Source organism: Nesterenkonia sp. F (genome assembly GCF_000220985.1).
Lineage (GTDB): Bacteria > Actinomycetota > Actinomycetes > Actinomycetales > Micrococcaceae > Nesterenkonia.
Map to the genome: position 1 here is coordinate 22532 of NZ_AFRW01000064.1, position 19881 is coordinate 42412.

Sequence of the window (19881 nt, forward strand, 5' to 3'; positions counted from 1 at the left end):
GTAGAAATGTAGAATGATCGGGTGCCCCAGCCACCCGTCTGCCTGAGCCTGTCCCACGTGCGCTACGCCGTGGGCTCGACGCGCTCCTCCGCCGGCCTGCACGAGATCCTCCGCGGCGTGGACTTCACCGCCCGGCACGGCGAGGTCACCGTGCTGCTCGGCCCCAACGGCGCCGGCAAGACCACCGCGCTGAGCTGCGCCCAGGGCCTGCTGCGTCCCTCGCAGGGCACCGTCCGTCTGCTCGGCGAGGACCCGCACCGCGCCGATGCCGCGCTGCGCGCCCGGGTCGGAGTCATGCTGCAGGACGGCGGACTGCCGCAGTCGGTACGCCCGGCAGTGCTGCTGCGACATCTGGCCAGCCTCCACCGCGACCCCTGGCCGCTCGAGGACCTGATCGATCGGCTGGACATGGCCGACTTCATGCAGACCGCCGTCCGCCGTCTCTCTGGCGGGCAGCGCCAGCGCATCGCGCTGGCCGCCAGTCTCATCGGCCGGCCCGAGGTCGTCTTCCTCGACGAACCCTCCGCCGGCCTGGACCCGCAGTCCCGGCAGCGGGTCTTCGCGCTCATCGAGGATCTGCGCGACCTCGGCCTGGGCATCGTGCTGACCACCCATCTGCTCGAGGAGGCGCAGAACCTCGCCGACGCCGTCGCCATCCTCAAGGACGGCGAGGTCGTCCGCCGCGGCACGGTCGAGGAGCTCACAGACGACGGCCGACGGCGCCGCCTGCTCTTCGTCGCCCCGCGCACGCTGACCCGCGACGAGATCGCCGCCGCTCCCATCGAGGTCACCCTCGACGGGGGCCCGGCCAACGTCCCCGGTGCCCGCTGGGCGGCCGCGGCGATCTCCACGCCCGACGACCTGGCGGCGATGACGCACTGGTGGCGGAGCATCGATCTGATGCCCGCCGAGGTCTCCTTCGAGGCCCGCACGCTCGAGGACGTCTTCTGGGAGGTCTCCGCGGCATGAACGACCGCAGCAGCCACGAGCAGGCGCCGCGCCCGGCGGCCGACCCTCGCCCCCTGCCGCGCCGCTCGGCCCCGGCGCCGGCCGGCGCCCGGATCCTCTCCCACGGCCTCTACGAGACGCGCAACGTGCTGCGCAACGGCGAGCAGCTGCTGGTCTCGCTGATCCTGCCGCTGCTGGTGCTCGTCGGCGCCCACCGGCTGGAGTCCGTCGCCGGCGGCGCGGTGCCCGGCATCGACACGCTCGTCCCCGGCGTGCTGGCCCTGGCGGTGATGGCCTCGGCGTTCACCGGCCAGGGCATCGCCACCGGCTTCGAACGGCAGTACGGAGTGCTGGCGCATCTGGCGACCACTCCCCTGGGCCCGCTCGGCCTGATCCTGGGCAAGGCGCTGGCGGTGCTCGCCGTCGTGGTCCTGCAGGTCCTCGTCATCGGCGTCGCCGGGCTGATCCTCGGCTGGCACCCGGAGCCGACGGCGCTGCTCTGGGGTCCGGTCACGCTGCTGCTCGGGGCCACCGCCTTCACCGCGCTGGGCCTGCTGCTGGCCGGCACCGTGCGGGCCGAGGCGACGCTGGCGCTGACCAACGTGCTCTGGGTGCTCCTCGGCGCCGCCGGCGGGGCCGTGGTGCCGCTGGATCACACCGGCTCGGGCGCCCTGCTGCTCCTGCCCTCGGCCGCGCTCGGCGAAGCGCTGCGCGCGGCGGCCGACGGGACCCTCGCCGCGACTCCCGGTCCTCGTCCTGGCGGGCTGGGCCACGCTCGCCTCCCTCGCCGCACGAAGGTGGTTCAAATGGCGCTGAGCCTCGCCCCCGTTCGCCGCGCACTCTCCGGCGTGCTCCAGATGCTGCGCGCCGTCCTCGACCCGATCCGCCGCCGGCTGCCGACGCGCATCACGCCGACGACGCGGCTGCTGGCGCTGGCCACGCTGATCTCCAACGTCGGCATCATGGTCACCGGCGGCGCCGTGCGGCTGACCGCCTCCGGGCTGGGATGCCCCGAATGGCCCCGCTGCACGCCCGAGTCCTGGACCGCGACCCCGGAGATGGGCATCAACGGCGCCATCGAGTTCGGCAATCGCCTGCTGACCTATGTGCTGATCGCCATCACGGTGGCCATGTTCCTGGCAGTGGCCCGGCTCGCGCGCAGTCACCGACCGCTGTGGGCGCGCAGCCTGATCATCGGTCTGGGCATCCCCTTCCAGGGGGTCATCGGCGGCATCACCGTCTGGACGAACCTGAACCCCTGGGTGGTGAGCCTGCACTTCCTGCTCTCCTCGGCCCTGGTGCTGCTCTCCACCCAGCTGCTGCTGCGCGTGCAGGCCGAGCTGGACGCCTCCGCGGCCGACGTGCCGACGCCGCGCCCGCTCGCCGTCGGCGTCCGCGACCCGCTGAGCCGCGGCATGGCGATGATCGTGCTGGTCGCCGCCTGGGCGGCGGTGATCGCCGGGACGGTGGTGACCGGCACCGGCCCGCATGCCGGCGATCCCGGCTCCCCGCGGCACGGCTTCGACCCGGAGCTGATCACCCGGGTGCACACCCTGCCGGTCTACGTGCTCTGCGCGGCGGCGGCGGTGCTGCTGGTCCGCCAGCGGCTTCTCGGCGACTCCCCCGCACGACGCCGGGCGAGCTGGTGGCTCGTCGTCGTGATCGTGCTGCAGGCCGCGCTCGGCTACACCCAACACTTCCTGGGGCTGCCCATCGGTCTGGTGCTGCTCCACATGCTCGGCTCGGCGCTGCTGATGATCGCCGCGACCGTCGTCTTCGACCGTCATCGGGCGCGCTACCGCACGCGGGGTCTGACCGCAGGAGCACCGGCGACGGCGACGGCGTGACCACCGATCAGTCGGCCGCCAAACTCCCCGGCGCCCCGCCGGTGTCGTCGTAGACGCTCAACGAGCCGCTGTAGTTGGCCACCAGCACCGATCCGGTGACCACGTCGTAGGTGATCCCGACGGGGTGATGCCCGGTGGGCCGGCGGACGATCTCCTCCATGCTCTCCGCGTCGAACTTGGAGACGGTGTCCTCGTGGTAGTTGACCACGTGCAGGGCGCTGCCGTCGGCCGAGATCGCCATGCTGCGCGGCTCGTCGCCGGTGACGGCTCGATCGACCACCTCGCCGCTCTCCGGATCCAGCCGCAGCACCGCATCCGCCCCGGAGACCGTCAGGTAGATGTCCTCGCCGGCGGCGTCGCGGACCAGATGCCGCGGCCGGCTGCCGGTGCGCAGCACGACGTCGGCGGTGCCCTGATCCAGGTCCACCGCGTAGACCTCGTCGGCGAACATCGCCGTGGCATAGACCGTGGTGTTGTCCAGCATGGCCACGATCCCGCGCGGCATGCTGTTCAGCCCGATCTGCTCGATCTCCTCGCCCGAGGCGGTGTCGACCACTGACATCGAGGCGTCGCACCAGTTCGAGACCAGGAGGCGGGAGTCGTCGGGTGTGAGCGTGAGGAACTTCGGCACGCGCCCGACCTCGATCACCTGGTCCCAGTCCTGCTCGACGACGCTGTAGCGGTAGACGAAGGAGGGCCGGATGGCGTCGCCGGCGGTGCAGGAGTCGTCGGCGGAGGCGCCCAGGTCGCGGTGGGCGCCGTCGTTGAGCTGATAGTTGGAGACGTAGGCGTGCTGCCCGTCGGCGGTCCACGTCGCCTCCACCGGCGACCCGGCCACCGTGTCCGGGTAGCCCTCCAGTCCGAACTCCGCCGGCTGGACGGTGTCCTCCAGCGTCTGCACGACCTCATGGGTGCGTGCGTCGTAGAGAGTGATGTTGTGCTGATACATCATATTGTTCGTGATGATCAGGCCATGGTCGCTGGAGACCACCGACTTCGGCGAGATGTCGCCGGCGGTGATCGTCTCCACCGGTTGCAGTCCGGTGGACGACGACGCCGGCCAGTCCGGTCGGGCCTGCTCCTCGTCAGGGTCACCCTCCTCGCTCGGGCCCGCCTCGGGATCGGTCGCGGAAGCGTCGTCCGAGGCGTCTCCGCCGGATTGCTCACCGGATCCCTCGCCAGGTCCCTCTGCGCCGGATCCTGGGGACTCGGCCTGGTCGGAGTCCTCGGGCGCGGACTCCGACTCCGAGGGGTCGCCGGCGCATCCGGTCAGCAGGGCGCCGACCACCAGCGCCGCGAGGGCCGCGGATCCTCGGCGACGCCGACCGACAGGCGGTCCGATCCCCGGTGCGACGGCCGTCGTCGGCATGGTGCGGTCCTGCATGGATCCCCTCCGGTGCGCAGCGGAGTCCGCCCGCGTCGGCCCGCACGTCGACGCGGGCCCGTCAGCACGTGGGAGGACTCACATTCTGAGCTGCACCGTACCAGCCGCCGCGTCGTGCAGCGGACGCCCCTGGCCGTCGGAGAGGACCGCCGGCAGGATCAGCAGCAGCAGCACCGTGCGCAGCAGCGCCCGGGGCACGCCGGCCGCCCGCGGGCCGCGGACGACCTGCAGGCGCACCACACGCTTGCCGAGCGTGGTGCCGAGCAGGCCGAGGAGTATGGTGTGCATCCCAGCGAAGATCAGCAGCGTGAGCAGCGAGTCGCCGCCGAGCCAGGCGGCCGAGATCAGCCCGGCGATCAGCCAGTCGATCAGCAGTGCGACGATGCGCCGACCCAGCCCCGCCATGCTGCCTGGGCCCGCCTCCGGCAGTCCCAGCCGCTTGCCGGGCCAGACCGCGGCGGGCGACGATTCGGCGGAGGTTCGATCGGCCACGGGACTCCTCCTGGACGGATACGACGGACAGGACGGGGACGCCGGCGGGTCGCGCGGCGCGGACAGCGCGGACATCAGGCCCCCTCTGGGCTACGAGACACCCCCCTCATTCTACCTCCCCGGCCGCCGCCCTCTCCCCGAACGAGGCTGCTCCGTGGAGCCTGCCGGAGTCCGACCGCGCGTCATCGTCGGGCTGTGAGGTATCGCAGCGCGATTGCCCTGCGATACCTCACAGCCCGACGACAGGAGGAGATGATGGCCGCCGCGGACCCCCGACGGAGGCCTCACGCCCGCACCGCCGGCAGCCGGGATCGGGCCGGCGGATGAGCAGCTTAAGTTACATCGCGGAAACATTTGCGTGATGGTGGAGAAACGGCGCCCCCGTAGCGTGGTCGCCAGCGACCGCCGTCGAGTCCTCCGACGGCCGCGTCGGCCGCCGAACCGCACGATGGAACGCCGCCCAGGCGACACATTGGGTGATCGGAGGCACACGCCGTCGAGGACGTCGATAGGGTGAATCACGCCGACCGGGGCTCCGTCCGGACCCCGACACCACTCGACAGGAGCAAGGACGCATGTTCAGCACACCCGAAGAGGTCCTGAAGTTCATCAAGGATGAGGACGTCAAGTTCGTCGACGTCCGCTTCACGGACCTGCCCGGAAGCCAGCACCACTTCAACGTGCCGGCCAAGACCGTCGACCTGGACTTCTTCGAGGACGGCCAGCTGTTCGACGGCTCCTCGATCCGCGGCTTCCAGGGCATCGAAGAGTCCGACATGCAGCTCATCCCGGACGTGGCCACTGCGTTCGTCGACGAGTACCGCGCCGAGAAGACGCTGGCGATGACCTTCTCCATCGTCAACCCGCGCACCGGCGAGCCCTACCGCCGCGACCCGCGCGGCGTCGCGCAGAAGGCCGAGGAGTACCTGAGCTCCTCCGGCATCGCCGACACCGCGTTCTTCGCCCCCGAGGCTGAGTTCTTCCTCTTCGACGACGTGAAGTGGCAGTCCGAGCCGCAGGCCTCCTTCTACGTCGTCGGCTCCGAGGAGGCCACCTGGACCTCCGGCGAGGACGTCCCCGGCGGCAACCTGGGCCACAAGCTGGGCACCAAGGGCGGCTACTTCCCGGTCTCCCCGCAGGACAAGAGCTCCGACGTCCGCGACGCGATCTGCATCGCCCTGGACAACGTGGATCTCGAGGTCGAGCGCTCCCACCACGAGGTCGCCGGTCCGGGTCAGCAGGAGATCAACTACACCTTCAACACGCTGGTCCACGCCGCCGACGACCTGATGAAGTTCAAGTACGTCGTGAAGAACACCGCGGAGCAGTTCGGCAAGTCGGCCACCTTCATGCCGAAGCCGATCTTCGGCGAGAACGGCTCCGGCATGCACTGCCACCAGTCGCTGTGGACCGACGGCGAGCCGCTGTTCTTCGATGAGAAGGGCTACGCGAACCTCTCCGACACCGCCCGCTGGTACATCGGCGGCCTGCTGAAGCACGCCTCCGCCGTGCTGGCCTTCACCAACCCGACGGTCAACTCCTACCGCCGTCTGGTGAAGGGCTACGAGGCCCCGGTCAACATGGTCTACTCGCAGGGCAACCGTTCGGCGGCGATCCGCATCCCGATCACCGGCGCCAGCCCGAAGGCCAAGCGCCTCGAGTTCCGCGCGCCGGACCCCTCGTCCAACCCCTACCTGGCCTTCTCCGCGCAGCTGATGGCCGGCCTGGACGGCATCCGCAACCGCATCGAGCCGGCCGAGCCGATCGACAAGGACCTCTACGAGCTGCCGCCGGAGGAGCTCTCCGGGATCCAGAAAGCCCCGGGCTCGCTGGACGAGGCGCTCGAGGCGCTGGAGGACGACTACGAGTTCCTGCTCGAGGGCGACGTCTTCACCGAGGACCTGGTGAAGACCTGGATCGCCTATAAGCGCGAGGAGGAGATCGAGCCGCTGGCGCTGCGCCCGAACCCCTACGAGTTCGACCTCTACTACTCCGTCTGATCCCCTCGATCTGATCTCCGCAAGCTGATCCCGACGCCGATCTGGTTCGGATCGGCCCGAAGGAGCACCCCGGCGAGGCCCGCATCGCAGGACGCGATGCGGGCCTCGCGTGTGTCCGGGTGAGAATCCGGGCGTGCGCCCGACCATGCGCCGCCGGGGCACGGTGATCATGCTCTCAGCGAATCCGGGATGAGCGGCCCGCGGGGCCCTGTTGCTCTTCACAGGGCCGTGCCCGGACCGCGAGGCTCCTCCCTCGAGGCCGGGCGCGGTCCGCCGGCCGCCGCCCGACGACGGCGCCGTCGTCCCGTCCGCCCCGCGTCATTCCAGGAGCCGCCGCCGTGTCCGCATCCCGCCCCCTCTCCGTGCTCGACCTCGCCGTCGTCCGCCCGCCCGAGACCGCCGCCGACGGCATCGCGCGCAGCGTGCGGCTGGCGCAGACGGCCGATGCCCACGGCTACACCCGGCTGTGGTTCGCCGAGCATCACAACATGCCGCACATCGCCTCCTCGGCGACCTCGCTGCTGATCCAGCACGTCGCCGCCGCCACCGAGCAGATCCGCGTCGGCTCGGGCGGCGTCATGCTGCCGAACCATGCGCCGCTGGTCATCGCCGAGCAGTTCGGCACGCTGGAGACGCTCTTCCCCAGCCGCATCGACCTGGGTCTGGGACGCGCCCCGGGCACCGACGGGGCGACGCTGCGCGCCCTGCGCCGCGACGGCTCGGAGGCCGACCGCTTCTCCACCGACATCCTCGAGCTCTCCGGCTACCTCGCCGGACCCAGTCGCATCCCGGGGGTCAACGCCCACCCGGGCCAGGGCACCGACGTGCCGCTGTGGATTCTGGGCTCCTCGACCTTCGGCGCGCAGCTGGCCGCCCGACTGGGTCTGCCCTACGCCTTCGCCTCGCACTTCGCCCCGCAGATGCTCGCCGAGGCCGCGGCGGTCTACCGCGAGCACTTCGACGCGACGAACTCGCTGCAGGGCCCCGACGCCGAGCCGCACTTCATCGCCGCGGCCAACGTCATCGCCCACGACGACGGCGCCGTGGCCGCCGAGCAGCGGCGCCGCGCCGAGGACCAGTGGATCCGCACCATGCTGGGTCGCCAGCGGGAGCTCAGCGACGACGACGTCACCGCGCTGCGCGGCCATCCGGCCGGTCAGCAGGTTCTCGACATGCTCTCGCGCACCGCCGCCGGCACGGCCGATGAGGTCGTCTCCTGGCTGGACGCCTTCGCCGAGGAGGTCTCCGCCGACGAGCTCATGCTGGTCAACCTGGCCCCTGACGAGGCCGTCCAGCACCGCACGCTGCAGCTGCTGGCCCCGCGCGCCTGATCCGGCAGGTCTGTTCCCCAGCCCGGACGGCGCCGGGGCTCAGGCCTCGGTGTAGAACAGCCGCTCGTAGACCTGCCGGCAGCGCCGGGTGGTGCGCAGATAGTGCTCCTCGAAGGCGGCGGCCTCCCCGGCCTCGAAGCCGCACCAGCGCGCCACCGCCTCCAGATCGCGCCGGCCGGAGGGCAGCACGTCGCTCGACCGGCCGGTCCAGATCTTGATCCCGGCGCGCACCCGGGTGCACAGCGTCCAGGCCTCGGCGAGCACGGCGGCGTCCTCAGTGGTGACCAGCCCGGCGGCGACCATCGCCTCCAGCGTCGGCAGCGTCGACTGCCCGCGCAGGGTCGGCAGCTCGTGGCCGTGCTGCAGCTGAGTCAGCTGGACCAGCCATTCGACGTCGGAGAGCGCCCCGCGCCCGAGCTTCACGTGCCGGGACGGATCGGCGCCGCGGGGCAGCCGCTCGCTCTCCACCCGGGCCTTGATCCGGCGGATCTCGCGGACCTGCCCGTCGGTGGGCGGCGCGCCGAAGCGGACCTCGTCGACGAGCTCCATGAAGTCCGCGGCCAGCGCGTCGGAGCCGGCCAGCGGCCTCGCACGCAGCATCGCCTGCCGCTCCCAGACGTCCATCCAGCGGCGGTAGTACTCGCGGAAGGACTCCAGGGAGCGGGACAGCGTGCCCTTCCGTCCTTCAGGACGCAGGTCGGCGTCGAGCTGCAGCGGGTGCTCGCCGCGCACCGGCGGCTTCACCGACCCGGTCAGCAGCGCGCTCAGCCGCGAGGCCAGCCGCTGGGCCTGCTCGTCGGCGGCGGTGGAGTCCCCACCGGGCAGCGCCCGATGGACGAAGAGCGCATCCATGTCCGAGCCGTAGGTGATCTCCCGGCCGCCCTGCCGGCCCATGGCCACCACCAGCAGCTCGACCTGCGGATCCTCGGCGCCGAAGACGTCCTGCTCGGCGACGCGCAGCGCCCCCAGCGTGCAGGCCCGGTCGACGTCGGCCAGCGCCCGGCCGATCTCCTGGATGTCGAGCAGCCCGGCCGCATCGGCGACGGCGATGCGCAGCACCTCGCGCTGGCGCACCAGACGGGTCAGCCGCACGGCGGTCATCGCGTCGCCCTCGTGGCGGGCGAGCTGGTTCTGCACCTCGGTCCAGAGCGCCTGATAGCTGAGCGGCCGCAGCGCGTCGTCGTCGCCGAGCCAGCGGGTCGACTCCGGAGAATGCTCCAGCTGGTCGGAGATGAACCGTGAGCTGGAGAGCACGTGGCAGAGCCGCTCGGCGGCCACCGAGGAGTCGCGCAGCATCGTCAGGTACCAGGGGCTGCTGCCCAGCGACTCGCTGAGCCGACGGAAGGCGATGAGACCGGCGTCGGCGTCGACACCCTCGGCGAACCAGCCCAGCATCATCGGCAGGATGCGCCGCTGCAGCGTCGCCCGCCGCGTCACCCCGGAGGTCAGCGCCTCGATGTGCCGCATCGCCCCGGCGGTGTCCGAGTATCCCAGTGCGGCCAGCCGCGCCTGGGCGGCCTCGGAGGAGAGCCGGACCTCCTCGTCGGAGAGCACCGCAGTGGTCGACAGCAGCGGCCGGTAGAAGATCGTCTCGTGGAAGCTGGTGACCTCGCGGACGACGTCGCGCCAGCGACGCTGCAGGCCCTCCGGCGTATGCCGCCGGTCGGTGCCGGGCGGCTGGATCGCATGCGCCAGCGCCCGCAGCTCCTCCTCGCGGACGGGCATCAGATGGGTGCGCCGCATGCTGGTCATCTGGATGCGATGCTCGAGCAGCCGCAGCCAGCGATAGCAGCGCGACATCGCGTCCTGGTCGCGGGCGGCCATGTACTCGCCGTCGCCGAGCGCACGGATCGCGGTGAGCGTGTCGCGCACATGCAGCGACTCGTCCACCCGACCGTGGACCAGCTGCAGCAGCTGCACGGTGAACTCGATGTCGCGCAGCCCGCCGCGGCCGAGCTTCAGCTCGCGCGCGACGTTCTCGTCGGGGATGGTCGCGAAGACCCGCCGACGCATGCGCTGGACGTTCTCCACGAAGCCCTCCTGCTGGGAGGAGCTCCAGACCTGCGGCCAGATCGCGGCGATGTACGCCGCGCCCAGATCGGCGCTGCCGGCCACAGGGCGGGCCTTCAGCAGCGCCTGGAACTCCCAGCCGTGCGCCCAGCGTCGGTAGTACTCCAGATGGGACTCCAGGCTGCGGGAGAGCGGTCCGTCCTTGCCCTCGGGGCGCAGATTGGCGTCGACCTCCCACAGGCCGGGCTCCGGAGCCGAGCCGTCGACGACGCGGGCGATCCCCGAGGCCAGCCCTGCCGCGAGCGTGCCGGCCCGGGAAGGTTCGAGGTGCTCCGGGGCCCGGTGGACGTGGATGACGTCGACGTCGGAGACGTAGTTCAGCTCGCGGGCACCGCACTTCCCCATGCCGATGACGGCCAGCTCGACCTCGCGCACGGCCGTACCCTGGCGGGCGACGAGATCGGCGCGCGAGACGGCCAGGGCGGCGTCGAGCGCCGCACCGGCGAGGTCGGCCAGCTGCCGGGAGACCAGCGGCTGATGCTCCAGCGGGTCCTCGGCGCAGAGGTCGCGCAGCGCCAGCGCGGTCAGCTGCCGACGGTAGGCCACGCGCAGCGCGACCGTGGCGTCGCGGACGGTGAAGTCCTCCGCCAGTCGGGCCTCCGGCGCCGCGGCGGCTCCGCCGGGCGACGCGCCGTCGGCCCGGACGGCGGCCAGCAGTTCAGCGCGCATCGTCTCGGCGGGCACCGTGTGCGGCATCGCCGCGCAGTCGACGGCGAGCAGGTCGGCGTGCTCGGGCCGCCGGACGATGAACTCGCCGAGCGCCGGAGAGGCGCCCAGCAGCCGCAGCATCGGCATCGCGCGGGGCATCCCGCCCTCGGCGCCGGGGACCAGCAGCTCGGCCACGCCCTCGGCGCGCTCGAGCAGGCGGATCAGCAGCAGCAGGGCCTGGTCGGGGTCCGGAGCGACGCGCAGCGTGCTCAGCAGCGCCCGGACGTCGACGTCGGCCAGCTGCGGATCCTTCAGGAAGCCGGCGGCGCGGTCGAGCTGCTGGAATCCGGTCGCGATCAGCTCACGGGTGGACAGTGCGTCCATGCTCGACCTCGCCCTCTCAGATCAGGCCGAGGTACCGGTTGATCTCGAACGGCGAGACGTTGACGCGGTAGTCGTCCCACTCCTCCTGCTTGTTGCGCAGGAAGTTCTCGAAGACCTGCTCGCCCAGGACCTCGGCGACGAGCTCGGACTCCTCCATCTGACGGATCGCATCGTGCAGCGTGCCCGGCAGCGGCTTGATGCCCAGCGCCTTGCGCTCCGGAGTGGTCAGCGACCACACGTCCTCGGTGATGGCCTCGGCCAGCTGGTACTCCTCGCGGATGCCCTTCAGCCCGGCGCCCAGGACCATGGCGTAGGCCAGGTAGGGGTTGGCCGAGGAGTCGATGCCGCGGAACTCGATGCGCGCCGAGCCGCCCTTGGTGGGCTTGTACAGCGGCACCCGCATCAGCGCCGAGCGGTTGTTGTGGCCCCAGGAGACGTGCGACGGCGCCTCGCCGCCGCCCCAGAGCCGCTTATAGGAGTTCACGAACTGGTTGGTCACCGCGGTGAACTCCGGCGCGTGGGTGAGCACGCCGGCGATGAACTGCCGGGCGATGGTCGAGAGGTTGAACTCCGCGTTGGGGGCGAAGAACGCGTTGGTGTCGCCCTCGAAGAGGCCGAAGTGGGTGTGCATCCCCGACCCCGGGTGCGCGGCGAAGGGCTTGGGCATGAAAGTGGCGTACTTGCCCTGCATCACCGCGACCTCCTTGATCACGGTGCGGAAGGTCATGATGTTGTCCGCAGTGGTCAGCGCGTCGGCGTAGCGCAGATCGATCTCGTTCTGCCCCGGGCCGGCCTCGTGGTGGCTGAACTCCACCGAGATCCCGACGGCCTCGAGCATGTTGACCACGTGGCGCCGGAAGTCCTGGGAGACGCTGCCGGTCACGTGGTCGAAGTAGCCGGCCCGGTCCACCGGCACGGGGTGGCCCTCGGCGTCGACATGCTCGGACTCCAGCAGGTAGAACTCGATCTCCGGATGCGTGTAGCAGGTGAAGCCCATCTCTCCGGCCGCGTCGAGCTGACGACGCAGCACCGAGCGAGGGTCGGCCGCGGCGATCTCCTGGTCCGGGGTGAGGATGTCGCAGAACATCCGCGAGGTCGGCTCCTCCTCGCCGCGCCAGGGCAGGATCTGGAAGCTCGAGGGGTCGGGCTTGAGCAGCATGTCGGACTCGAAGACTCGCGAGAGCCCCTCGATGGAGGACCCGTCGAAGCCCAGTCCCTCGCTGAAGACGCCCTCGACCTCGGCCGGCGCGAGGGCGACCGACTTCAGGGCGCCGACGACGTCGGTGAACCAGAGGCGCACGAAACGGACGTCCCGTTCCTCGATGGTGCGCAGTACGAATTCCTGCTGTCGATCCATGCTCGCTGCCAACTCTCTGACGTGCGGGGTCACTGGCCGTCCCCACTCTACCGGAGTCCCGTCGGGCGGCCGGGCCGTGCGTCGGCGGTATCGTGGGGGCCATGTCCGAGACGCCGCAGACCCCTCCGCAGACCTCTCCGCAGACCCCGCAGGCCGCCCGCGGCCCCGCCGACGCCGAGACCGCGCCGTACGCCGGTCCAGCACCGGCACCGGCCTCGTCGACGAGCACGGCCGGAGGCGCCGAGGACCCGGCGGCGGGGTTCACTCCGCGCCGAGTGCGCACAGTGCATCTGCGGCGGTTCAAGGAGGCCGGCGAGCGCTTCTCCATGCTCACCGCCTATGACGCCACGATGGCCGGGATCTTCGACCAGTCCGGCGTCGAGGTGCTGCTGGTCGGGGATTCGGCGGCCAACGTGATGATGGGCCGGTCGACGACGCTGTCGATGACGGTCGAGGAGATGCTGGTCTACTCGCGCTCGGTCGTCGCCGGCGTCGACCGCGCCCTGGTGGTCGCCGACGTGCCCTTCGGCAGCTACGAGGCCTCCCCGCAGCAGGCTGTGGAGACCGGAGTGCGGCTGATGAAGGAGGGCGGCGTCCACGCGGTGAAGGTCGAGGGCGACGCCGCGATGGCCGAGCACGTGCGCGCCATGGTCGCCGCCGGGATCCCGGTGATGGCCCACATCGGCTTCACTCCGCAGTCCGAGCACGCGCTCGGCGGCTACCGGGTGCAGGGCCGCGGCGAGGCCGGAGAGCGGCTGCTCGCCGACGCCCGGACCCTCGAGGAGGCGGGGGCCTTCGGCGTGCTGATGGAGATGGTGCCCGCCGAGGTCGCCGCGAGGGTCGAGGCCGAACTGACCGTGCCGACGATCGGCATCGGCGCCGGGGCGGGAACCACCGGTCAGGTGCTGGTCTGGCAGGACATGCTGGGACTGACCGCCGGCCGGAAGCCGCGGTTCGTGCGCGAGTACGCGGATCTGCGCTCGACCGTCGCCGAGGCTGTCGGCGCCTACCGCGCGGACGTCCGCGCCGGGCGATTCCCGGCCGCGGAGCACAGCTTCGACGACTGAGCCGCCCAGCATCCGGCGCTCAGGCGTCGGCCGGACGGCGAGTCCCTCGGGTCAGCCCTCGTCGTCTCCGGGGCCCTCGTCCTCCCAGGCCTCGTTGTTCTTCCGGACTCGACGCAGCGCCGCGGCGGCCTCCTCCCGCGTGTCGTAGGGGCCGAGCAGGTGCTTCCAGCTGGACTGCGCCCCCTCCTCGACCTCGCCGGTGGTCACGTTGTACCAGTACTCCGTCATGCCTCCAGCCTACGCGCCGCGCCGCCGCAGGAAGCTGATTGCGCCTCCGCGGATCCTGGACGAGACTCGTCAGCATGCCTCGATCCGCCGTCGCCGACGCTCGTGCTCCGACGCCTCCCCCGGTCCGCAGAGCCCGGATGGCGGCGATGCTCGCCTTCGCCACCAACGGCGCGCTGCCCGCGTCGCTGCTCGCCCGCTACGCGGAGGTCAAGGAGGCGCTGGGCCTCTCCCCCGCGCTGTTCGGCCTGCTGGTCGTCGGCTACGCCGTCGGCGGGACGCTGGCGCTGCACCTTCCCGGAGTGGTCTCCCGCCGGATCGGCGTCGCCCGGGCCGCCGCACTGGGCACCGTCTGGGTGGCCGCGGCGGTCGTGGTGGTCGCCGCCGGAGTCACGCTGGGCTCCCCGTGGATCGTGCTGGTCGGGCTGATGGCCGCCGGCTGCGGCGACGCCGTCGTCGACGTCGCGCAGAACGCCCAGGGCATCCGTGTCCAGGAGGCCGGCGGACGCTCGGTGCTGAACTCGATGCACGCCGGCTGGAGCGTCGGAGCGGCCCTCGGCGGCGGCGTGGGCACGCTGGCGGCGATGCTCGGCGTCCCGCTGCTCGCCCATCTGGGGATCTGGAGCCTGGCCTGCGCGGCCTCGATGGCGCTGGCGGCCCGACGGTTCCTGCCCGAGAAGACGCTCGCCCTGGACGCCGAGGCGCCGACGGCGCGTCCGCCGGGCCTGCGCGTGGCGATGCTGCTGGCGCCGCTTGCCCTGGTCGCCCTGGCCGGGATCTCCGTCGAGGACGTGGGGAACAACTGGTCGGCGGTGCTGCTCGCCTCCGAGCGCGACGCCCCGGTGGCCGCCGCCGGCGTGGGGCTCAGCGTGCTGCTCGGCGCCCAGTTCGTCGGCCGGCTGTTCGGCGACCGCGTGGTCGACCGGATCGGGAAGCGTCCGGCGCTGCTGGGCAGCCTCGCCGCAGTGGTGGCGGGGATGCTCGGCGCCGCCTGGGCGCCCTCGCTGGCGCTGACGCTGGCGGCGCTGGCCGTGGCGGGCCTGGGCTGTGCGATCACCGTGCCGCTGGCCTTCGCCGGCGCCGACGCCCTGGAGGGTCTGCCGGCGCACAGCGGGGTCACCTGGATCAGCTGGACGATGCGCACCGTCTCGATCGGCCTGAGCCCGGCCATCGGAGCCGCGACCGCCGTCTGGTCGCTGCCGACGGCGCTGACCCTGGTCACGATCATCGCCGTGGCCGCGCTGGCCCTGCAGCTGCGTCCGCGCCGCCCGGCCGTCGGCCGATGACCGTCCGTGCTGGGCCGAGAGAACTGACGGTGCTGAGGTACTGAGGTGCTGACACGTGCGGCGCGCCGACTCAGGCGTCGAAGGCCGCGGCGAACCGGTCCACCACGGACGCTGCCGGGACATCCGACATGAGGCCTTCCGACGTCCGCGAGGCGCCGGTCCCCGCCCACAGGTGGCACCGTTCGAGGTCGCCGGTACGGGCCGCGGCCGCCCGCAGCGGCTTCGTGAGCTGGTGGACCTGCGGATAGGCCGCTGGAGCGACGTGCCCATAGGTCTCGATGAAGGAGGTGCGCAGGCCCCGCGCCGGCCGTCCGGTGTAAGCGCGGGTCACCGTCGTTCCGCGTGCCGGCCGCGACGCGGAGACCGCATCGCGCTCCTCGTCCAACGCCCGACGATGCGCCGGCGAGGTCCCGGCCTCGCGGGTGAGCAGGAATGCCGTGCCGAGCTGGACCGCATCCGCCCCGGCCCGGCGGACCGCGGCGACGTCGGCGGCGTCGACGATGCCACCTGCGGCGATCAGCGGCACGACGGTCGAGCCGGTGGTGCCGGTGGGGTCGTCGGAGGTCCGGGAGCGCCGCACGACCTCGGCGACGGCGGCGACCAGCTCACCCAGCGGCCGGTCGTCCGGATCGGCGCCGACGCGGTGGGTGCCGCGGTGGCCGCCGGCCTCCGGCCCCTGCACGCAGATCGCATCCATCCCGCGGGCGAGCGCGTCCTCAGCCTCACGCTCGCCGGTCACGGTGCCGACTAGCCGGGTGCCGACTCCGTGCAGCGCCGCGACGTCGGCAGGCTGCGGCAGACCGAAGGTGAAGGAGACCACCGGCACCGGATCGGCGATGAGTGCGTCGAGCTTGGCGCGCCAGTGATCGTCGTCGACGATGGTCGAGGTCGGCAGGTCGACGCCCAGGCGGCGCGCCTCCGGCTCGAGGCGTCGCCGGTAGTCCGCCAGGCCGTGATCGTCGGCGGCGACGAGGTCGGCCTCGTCCTCGGGCGGGGCGAAGAGGTTCATCCCGACCGGCGCGTCGGTGAGCTCGCGGACGGCGGCGATCTGCCCGGCCATCGCCTCGGCGTCCAGGTATCCGGCGGCCAGGAAGCCCAGCCCGCCGGCGTCGGCGACCGCCGCGGCGAGCTCCGGCGTCGACGGCCCGCCGGCCATGGGCGCCTGGATCACCCGACGCCGCAGCGGGGCCACCCGGCCGGTCGCTTCGCCGGTCGGCCCGTGAGTCGTCCCGTCAGTCGTCCCGTCAGCACCTGCTCTGCTCTCCATGTCGCCATGCTAGGCCGTCACCGCGTGGCGAGCAGTGACCTCCGGCACGTCCGCGAGGAGCAGCCCGCCGACGACTGGGTCCTCGCGCGCGCCGAGCGATAGGATCGCCGACATGGCATCCGCATCCTCCTCCACGGCTCCGATCGGCACGCTGACCCCGGGCACGCTGAGCCCCGAGCGGACGGTGCCGCACCATATCCCGCGTCCGGACTACGTCGGGCTCGACGCGCCGCCGGAGTACACCGGCGAAGACGTCTACGACGCCGAGACCGTGGAGCGGATCCGCCGTGCCGGGCAGCTGGCCGCCGATGCGATGGTGGCCGCCGGCCGGCACGTCGTTCCGGGCGTGACGACCGACGAGCTCGACGCCGTCGCCCACGAGTACCTGGTCAGCCGCGGTGCCTATCCCTCCTGCCTGAGCTACCGCGGGTTCCCGAAGTCGATCTGCACCTCGGTCAACGAGGTGATCTGCCACGGGATCCCGGACTCCCGGCCGCTGGCCGACGGCGACATCGTCAACCTGGACATCACCGCCTACCTGGACGGCGTCCACGGCGACCACAACGTCACCTTCTTCGTCGGCGACGTCGACGAGGAGTCCCGGCTGCTCGTCGAGCGGACGAAGGAGGCGATGATGCGCGCCATCCGTGCGGTGAAGCCCGGACGGCCGATCAACGTCATCGGGCGGACCATCGAGTCCTACGCGAAGCGCTTCGACTACGGCGTGGTCCGCGAGTTCATCGGCCACGGCGTGGGCAAGGCCTTCCACACCGGGCTGGTCATCCCGCACTTCGACGCCGCGCCGGACCACTCCCAGCCGATGGAGCCGGGCATGGTCTTCACCATCGAGCCGATGCTCACCCTGGGCACCCGGCACTTCGAGCTCTGGGAGGACGGCTGGACCGCGGTCACCCGAGACCGCAGGCGCACCGCGCAGTTCGAGCACACCCTGGTCGTCACCGAGGACGGCGCCGAGATCCTCACGCTGCCCTCCGAGGAGGCCTGAGTCCCGCCGCGCGCGACGACTTCTCCGCGGCGCGGACGTGACCCGGATCGCTTCGGACGCTATCCTGTTCTCCGGCGCCGCGCCGCTCGGCACGGCCTGCTGTTCCGGTGCGACGACGCACACCCCGCACGCTGAGGCCCGCGATCGGCGCCCGGGCGACGTCGTCGCCGCAGGATCCGCGCTCGGTCGCCCCACCCCTGGAGAGCGATGACCCACGCAGTCGAGAACCCGTCCACGACCGGCCCGCACGGGCTGCCCAAGCGCGCCATCGGCATCGACGTCGGCGGCACCGGCATCAAGGGCGGCATCGTCAACCTCGACAAGGGCAAGCTCACCGGGGAGCGCTTCCGCATCCCCACGCCGAAGCCGGCGACCCCCGAGGCCGTCGCCGGGGTGATCGGCGAGATCCTCGAGGAGCTGCTCCGCCGCGAGAAGGCCCCGGCGGTCGCGGAGCTCTCGGTCGGGGTGCTGGTGCCGGGCATCGTGGTGGACAACCAGGTGCTCTCGGCGGCGAACATCGACGACTCCTGGCTGGAGTGCGACGCCGGGGCCCTGCTGCGCGACCTGCCTGGTCAGATCCACACCTTCAACGACGCCGACGGCGCCGGCCTGGCCGAGGCCCACTACGGCGCCGGCTCGGACACCTCCGGCTCGGTCATGACCGTCACCCTCGGCACCGGGATCGGCTCGGCGCTGGTCCACGACGGCGAGCTGGTCCCGAACACCGAGATGGGTCACCTGGAGTTCGAGGGCGAGGTGGCCGAGCAGAAGGCCTCGGCGGCGGCCCGCGAGCGCGCCGACATGCCCTGGGACGAGTACGGACGGCTGCTGAACCGCTACCTGGTGCACCTGGAGCGGCTGTTCTCGCCGAAGAAGTTCATCATCGGCGGGGGCATCTCCAAGCGCAGCGAGGACTTCCTGCCGCAGGTCACCGACGTCCGTGCCCCGGTGGTGCCGGCGCAGCTGAAGAACAACGCCGGCATCGTCGGCGCCGCCCTGCACGCGGCCGAGCAGACCCGCCGACAGGCGGCGAAACGCTGACCGTGCGACTGGTATAGTCTTCTCGCCGGTGCGCCCGGCGCCTTGCCTGCCGCCCGCGGGTCGTCCCGCGGAGCCGGCGGATCGTGGCGCCGCGGCCGCCGGTGACGGGCCTTTAGCTCAGCTGGCAGAGCATCGCGTTTACACCGCGAGTGTCGTCGGTTCGATCCCGGCAGGGCCCACCGACATCCTGCGCCGGGGCCGACCTCGGCGCGCCCCGGCCGATGTTCCCGACCGTGTGCGGAGAGATCCATGAAGACCGAGCTGAACCCCGGCGAGACGGTGCTGAAGTCCTCGAACGCCAATCTGCAGCGCGGCGCCGAGACGCCCGGCGGACGCCTCCATCTGACCGACCGCCGGCTGATCTTCGAATCCCACGCGTTCAACATCCAGACCGGGACCTCCGTCGTGGGGCTCGGCGAGATCGTCGACGCCGAGCCGGTCTGGACGCTCTTCCTCGACGCGATCCCGGTGATGCCGAACTCGCTCGCGGTGCGCACCCGCGACGGCGCCGAGCTGCGCTTCGTGCTCTTCGGCCGCAAGACCTGGCGCCGCGAGATCCTGCAGGCCGCCGGCCGCCCGGCCGCCTGAGCCGGAGCCGATGACCCCGCAGCCGACCGACCATACGCTCAGCCGCGTGCAGCGCTGGGAGCGCCGCACCGAGATCCCGATGATCCTGCTGGCGGCGGCGTTCTTCGTCGCCTACGCCTGGCGGGTGATCGACACCAGCATCCCGCCGACGCTGGAGCAGCTGCTCATCACCGTCTCCTGGACGCTCTGGGCGGCCTTCGCCGTGGATCTGGGCATCCGCCTGGTGCTCGCGGAGCGGCGCGGCCGCTACCTGCTCGCCCGCTGGTACGACGTGCTGCTGGTGCTCGTGCCGGTGTTCCGTCCGCTGCGCGTGCTGCGCGTGCTCAGCGCCCTGCGCCTGGTCCAGCGGGTGATGACCCGCCGACTCGTGGGGCAGACCAGCATCTACGTCGCCGCCACCGCGCTGCTGTGCATCCTGCTGGGCGCCGTGGCGATCCTCGACGTCGAACGCGGCCATCCCGACGCCAACATCACCAGCTTCGGCGACGCCATCTGGTGGGCGGTGGTCACCAGCGCCACCGTCGGCTACGGCGACTTCTACCCGGTCACCGTCGCCGGGCGGCTGATCGCCGTGGCCCTGATGATCGTGGGCATCGCGCTGCTCGGGGCGATCACCGCCGGCGTCGCCTCCTGGGTGATGCAGGCGGTGGAACCGGCGGTTCGTCCCCGGGAGTCCGGCGACGAGCCCTCGGACAGCACGACGGTCGACGCCGGCGATCCAGAACAGGACTGACTCAGCTCTCGCGGCCCTCACGCTCCCGCAGGGCCCCGCGCAGGATCCGCACGGCCTTGGGCCCGACGCCGTGCAGCGCCGGCAGCTCGGCGTCGTCGATCCGGGCGACCTGATCCAGCCTGGTGACGCCGGCGCCCAGCAGCGCTCTGGCCGGAGTCGGCCCGGTTAGACTGCTTGCGAGCACGTGCCCCGCTGCCCCGCGATCAC

17 protein-coding genes and 1 tRNA gene are annotated in these 19881 nt (G+C 72.1%); 11 read left to right on the forward strand and 7 right to left on the reverse strand.

Annotated elements, in window-relative coordinates; all coding sequences use genetic code 11:
- The first annotated feature begins 21 nt into the window (after positions 1-21).
- Positions 22-969 (forward strand): ABC transporter ATP-binding protein, encoded by a 948-nt coding sequence (locus GU5_RS0105160; RefSeq protein ID WP_033227892.1) that lies wholly within the window; start codon positions 22-24, stop codon positions 967-969.
- Entirely contained in the window at positions 966-2795 is a 1830-nt protein-coding gene (locus GU5_RS17845; RefSeq protein ID WP_010524514.1) for a COX15/CtaA family protein, read from the forward strand. Before GU5_RS0105160 ends, GU5_RS17845 begins: the two co-directional genes overlap by 4 nt.
- A gap of 7 nt (positions 2796-2802) precedes the next feature.
- Here GU5_RS17845 and GU5_RS14160 read toward each other — a convergent pair whose 3' ends face one another.
- Both GU5_RS14160 and GU5_RS0105175 read right to left on the reverse strand, forming a co-directional pair.
- Complete coding sequence (locus GU5_RS14160) at positions 2803-4179, reverse strand: YncE family protein (protein WP_010524515.1); 1377 nt, start codon at positions 4177-4179, stop codon at positions 2803-2805.
- Positions 4180-4257: 78 nt separating this feature from the next.
- Complete coding sequence (locus GU5_RS0105175; protein ID WP_010524516.1) at positions 4258-4671, reverse strand: RDD family protein; 414 nt, start codon at positions 4669-4671, stop codon at positions 4258-4260.
- Between the two features lie 575 nt (positions 4672-5246).
- On the opposite strand from GU5_RS0105175, the gene glnA (GU5_RS0105180) reads away from it, so the two are divergent.
- Both glnA (GU5_RS0105180) and GU5_RS0105185 read left to right on the forward strand, forming a co-directional pair.
- On the forward strand, positions 5247-6671 hold the full coding sequence (gene glnA / locus GU5_RS0105180) for a type I glutamate--ammonia ligase (RefSeq protein WP_010524517.1): 1425 nt from the start codon (positions 5247-5249) through the stop codon (positions 6669-6671).
- A 338-nt stretch (positions 6672-7009) separates the two neighbouring features.
- Positions 7010-8002, forward strand: a complete 993-nt coding sequence (locus GU5_RS0105185) for an LLM class flavin-dependent oxidoreductase (protein ID WP_010524518.1) — start codon at positions 7010-7012, stop codon at positions 8000-8002.
- A gap of 39 nt (positions 8003-8041) precedes the next feature.
- Here the strand turns inward: GU5_RS0105185 and GU5_RS0105190 are convergent, their stop codons facing one another.
- Complete coding sequence (locus GU5_RS0105190) at positions 8042-11104, reverse strand: bifunctional [glutamine synthetase] adenylyltransferase/[glutamine synthetase]-adenylyl-L-tyrosine phosphorylase (protein ID WP_010524519.1); 3063 nt, start codon at positions 11102-11104, stop codon at positions 8042-8044.
- 16 nt (positions 11105-11120) lie between these two features.
- Positions 11121-12461, reverse strand: coding sequence for a type I glutamate--ammonia ligase (gene glnA / locus GU5_RS0105195; protein WP_010524520.1), 1341 nt, complete (start codon positions 12459-12461; stop codon positions 11121-11123).
- A gap of 101 nt (positions 12462-12562) precedes the next feature.
- Between glnA (GU5_RS0105195) and panB the strand changes: the two genes are divergently transcribed.
- Positions 12563-13528: a 3-methyl-2-oxobutanoate hydroxymethyltransferase gene (panB, locus tag GU5_RS0105200; RefSeq protein WP_010524521.1), complete on the forward strand. Its 966-nt coding sequence runs from the start codon at positions 12563-12565 to the stop codon at positions 13526-13528.
- 51 nt (positions 13529-13579) lie between these two features.
- Here panB and GU5_RS16995 read toward each other — a convergent pair whose 3' ends face one another.
- On the reverse strand, positions 13580-13756 hold the full coding sequence (locus tag GU5_RS16995) for an SPOR domain-containing protein (protein ID WP_010524522.1): 177 nt from the start codon (positions 13754-13756) through the stop codon (positions 13580-13582).
- A 74-nt stretch (positions 13757-13830) separates the two neighbouring features.
- On the opposite strand from GU5_RS16995, the gene GU5_RS0105210 reads away from it, so the two are divergent.
- A complete protein-coding gene (locus GU5_RS0105210) occupies positions 13831-15039 on the forward strand; it encodes an MFS transporter (protein ID WP_029514029.1) in 1209 nt (402 codons plus the stop codon).
- A gap of 70 nt (positions 15040-15109) precedes the next feature.
- Here the strand turns inward: GU5_RS0105210 and GU5_RS0105215 are convergent, their stop codons facing one another.
- Positions 15110-16306 (reverse strand): nitronate monooxygenase family protein, encoded by a 1197-nt coding sequence (locus GU5_RS0105215; RefSeq protein ID WP_083830321.1) that lies wholly within the window; start codon positions 16304-16306, stop codon positions 15110-15112.
- 112 nt (positions 16307-16418) lie between these two features.
- Here GU5_RS0105215 and map point away from each other — a divergent pair, with 112 nt between their 5' ends.
- The 5 genes from map (at position 16419) to GU5_RS0105245 (ending at position 19674) form a co-directional block, all read left to right on the forward strand.
- Positions 16419-17312 (forward strand): type I methionyl aminopeptidase, encoded by an 894-nt coding sequence (map, locus tag GU5_RS0105225; RefSeq protein WP_010524525.1) that lies wholly within the window; start codon positions 16419-16421, stop codon positions 17310-17312.
- 207 nt (positions 17313-17519) lie between these two features.
- Positions 17520-18353, forward strand: a complete 834-nt coding sequence (gene ppgK, locus GU5_RS0105230; RefSeq protein WP_010524526.1) for a polyphosphate--glucose phosphotransferase — start codon at positions 17520-17522, stop codon at positions 18351-18353.
- A 106-nt stretch (positions 18354-18459) separates the two neighbouring features.
- Positions 18460-18532: transfer RNA gene (locus GU5_RS0105235), tRNA-Val, on the forward strand.
- A 70-nt stretch (positions 18533-18602) separates the two neighbouring features.
- Positions 18603-18941, forward strand: a complete 339-nt coding sequence (locus GU5_RS0105240) for a GRAM domain-containing protein (protein WP_010524527.1) — start codon at positions 18603-18605, stop codon at positions 18939-18941.
- A 10-nt stretch (positions 18942-18951) separates the two neighbouring features.
- Entirely contained in the window at positions 18952-19674 is a 723-nt protein-coding gene (locus GU5_RS0105245; RefSeq protein ID WP_010524528.1) for a potassium channel family protein, read from the forward strand.
- Between the two features lies 1 nt (position 19675).
- On the opposite strand, the gene GU5_RS14165 is transcribed toward GU5_RS0105245, so the two are convergent.
- Positions 19676-19858, reverse strand: a complete 183-nt coding sequence (locus GU5_RS14165) for a hypothetical protein (RefSeq protein ID WP_010524529.1) — start codon at positions 19856-19858, stop codon at positions 19676-19678.
- Positions 19859-19881: the final 23 nt, after the last annotated feature.

Bases quoted from the DNA above. Each gene is read 5' to 3' on its own strand.
- GU5_RS17845 (WP_010524514.1), top strand. From the start codon at position 966: ATGAACGACCGCAGCAGCCACGAGCAGGCGCCGCGCCCGGCGGCCGAC.
- GU5_RS14160 (WP_010524515.1), bottom strand. From the start codon at position 4,179: ATGCAGGACCGCACCATGCCGACGACGGCCGTCGCACCGGGGATCGGA.
- glnA (WP_010524517.1), top strand. From the start codon at position 5,247: ATGTTCAGCACACCCGAAGAGGTCCTGAAGTTCATCAAGGATGAGGAC.
- GU5_RS0105190 (WP_010524519.1), bottom strand. From the start codon at position 11,104: ATGGACGCACTGTCCACCCGTGAGCTGATCGCGACCGGATTCCAGCAG.
- glnA (WP_010524520.1), bottom strand. From the start codon at position 12,461: ATGGATCGACAGCAGGAATTCGTACTGCGCACCATCGAGGAACGGGAC.
- panB (WP_010524521.1), top strand. From the start codon at position 12,563: ATGTCCGAGACGCCGCAGACCCCTCCGCAGACCTCTCCGCAGACCCCG.
- GU5_RS16995 (WP_010524522.1), bottom strand. From the start codon at position 13,756: ATGACGGAGTACTGGTACAACGTGACCACCGGCGAGGTCGAGGAGGGG.
- GU5_RS0105210 (WP_029514029.1), top strand. From the start codon at position 13,831: ATGCCTCGATCCGCCGTCGCCGACGCTCGTGCTCCGACGCCTCCCCCG.
- GU5_RS0105215 (WP_083830321.1), bottom strand. From the start codon at position 16,306: ATGGAGAGCAGAGCAGGTGCTGACGGGACGACTGACGGGACGACTCAC.
- map (WP_010524525.1), top strand. From the start codon at position 16,419: ATGGCATCCGCATCCTCCTCCACGGCTCCGATCGGCACGCTGACCCCG.
- ppgK (WP_010524526.1), top strand. From the start codon at position 17,520: ATGACCCACGCAGTCGAGAACCCGTCCACGACCGGCCCGCACGGGCTG.
- GU5_RS0105240 (WP_010524527.1), top strand. From the start codon at position 18,603: ATGAAGACCGAGCTGAACCCCGGCGAGACGGTGCTGAAGTCCTCGAAC.
- GU5_RS0105245 (WP_010524528.1), top strand. From the start codon at position 18,952: ATGACCCCGCAGCCGACCGACCATACGCTCAGCCGCGTGCAGCGCTGG.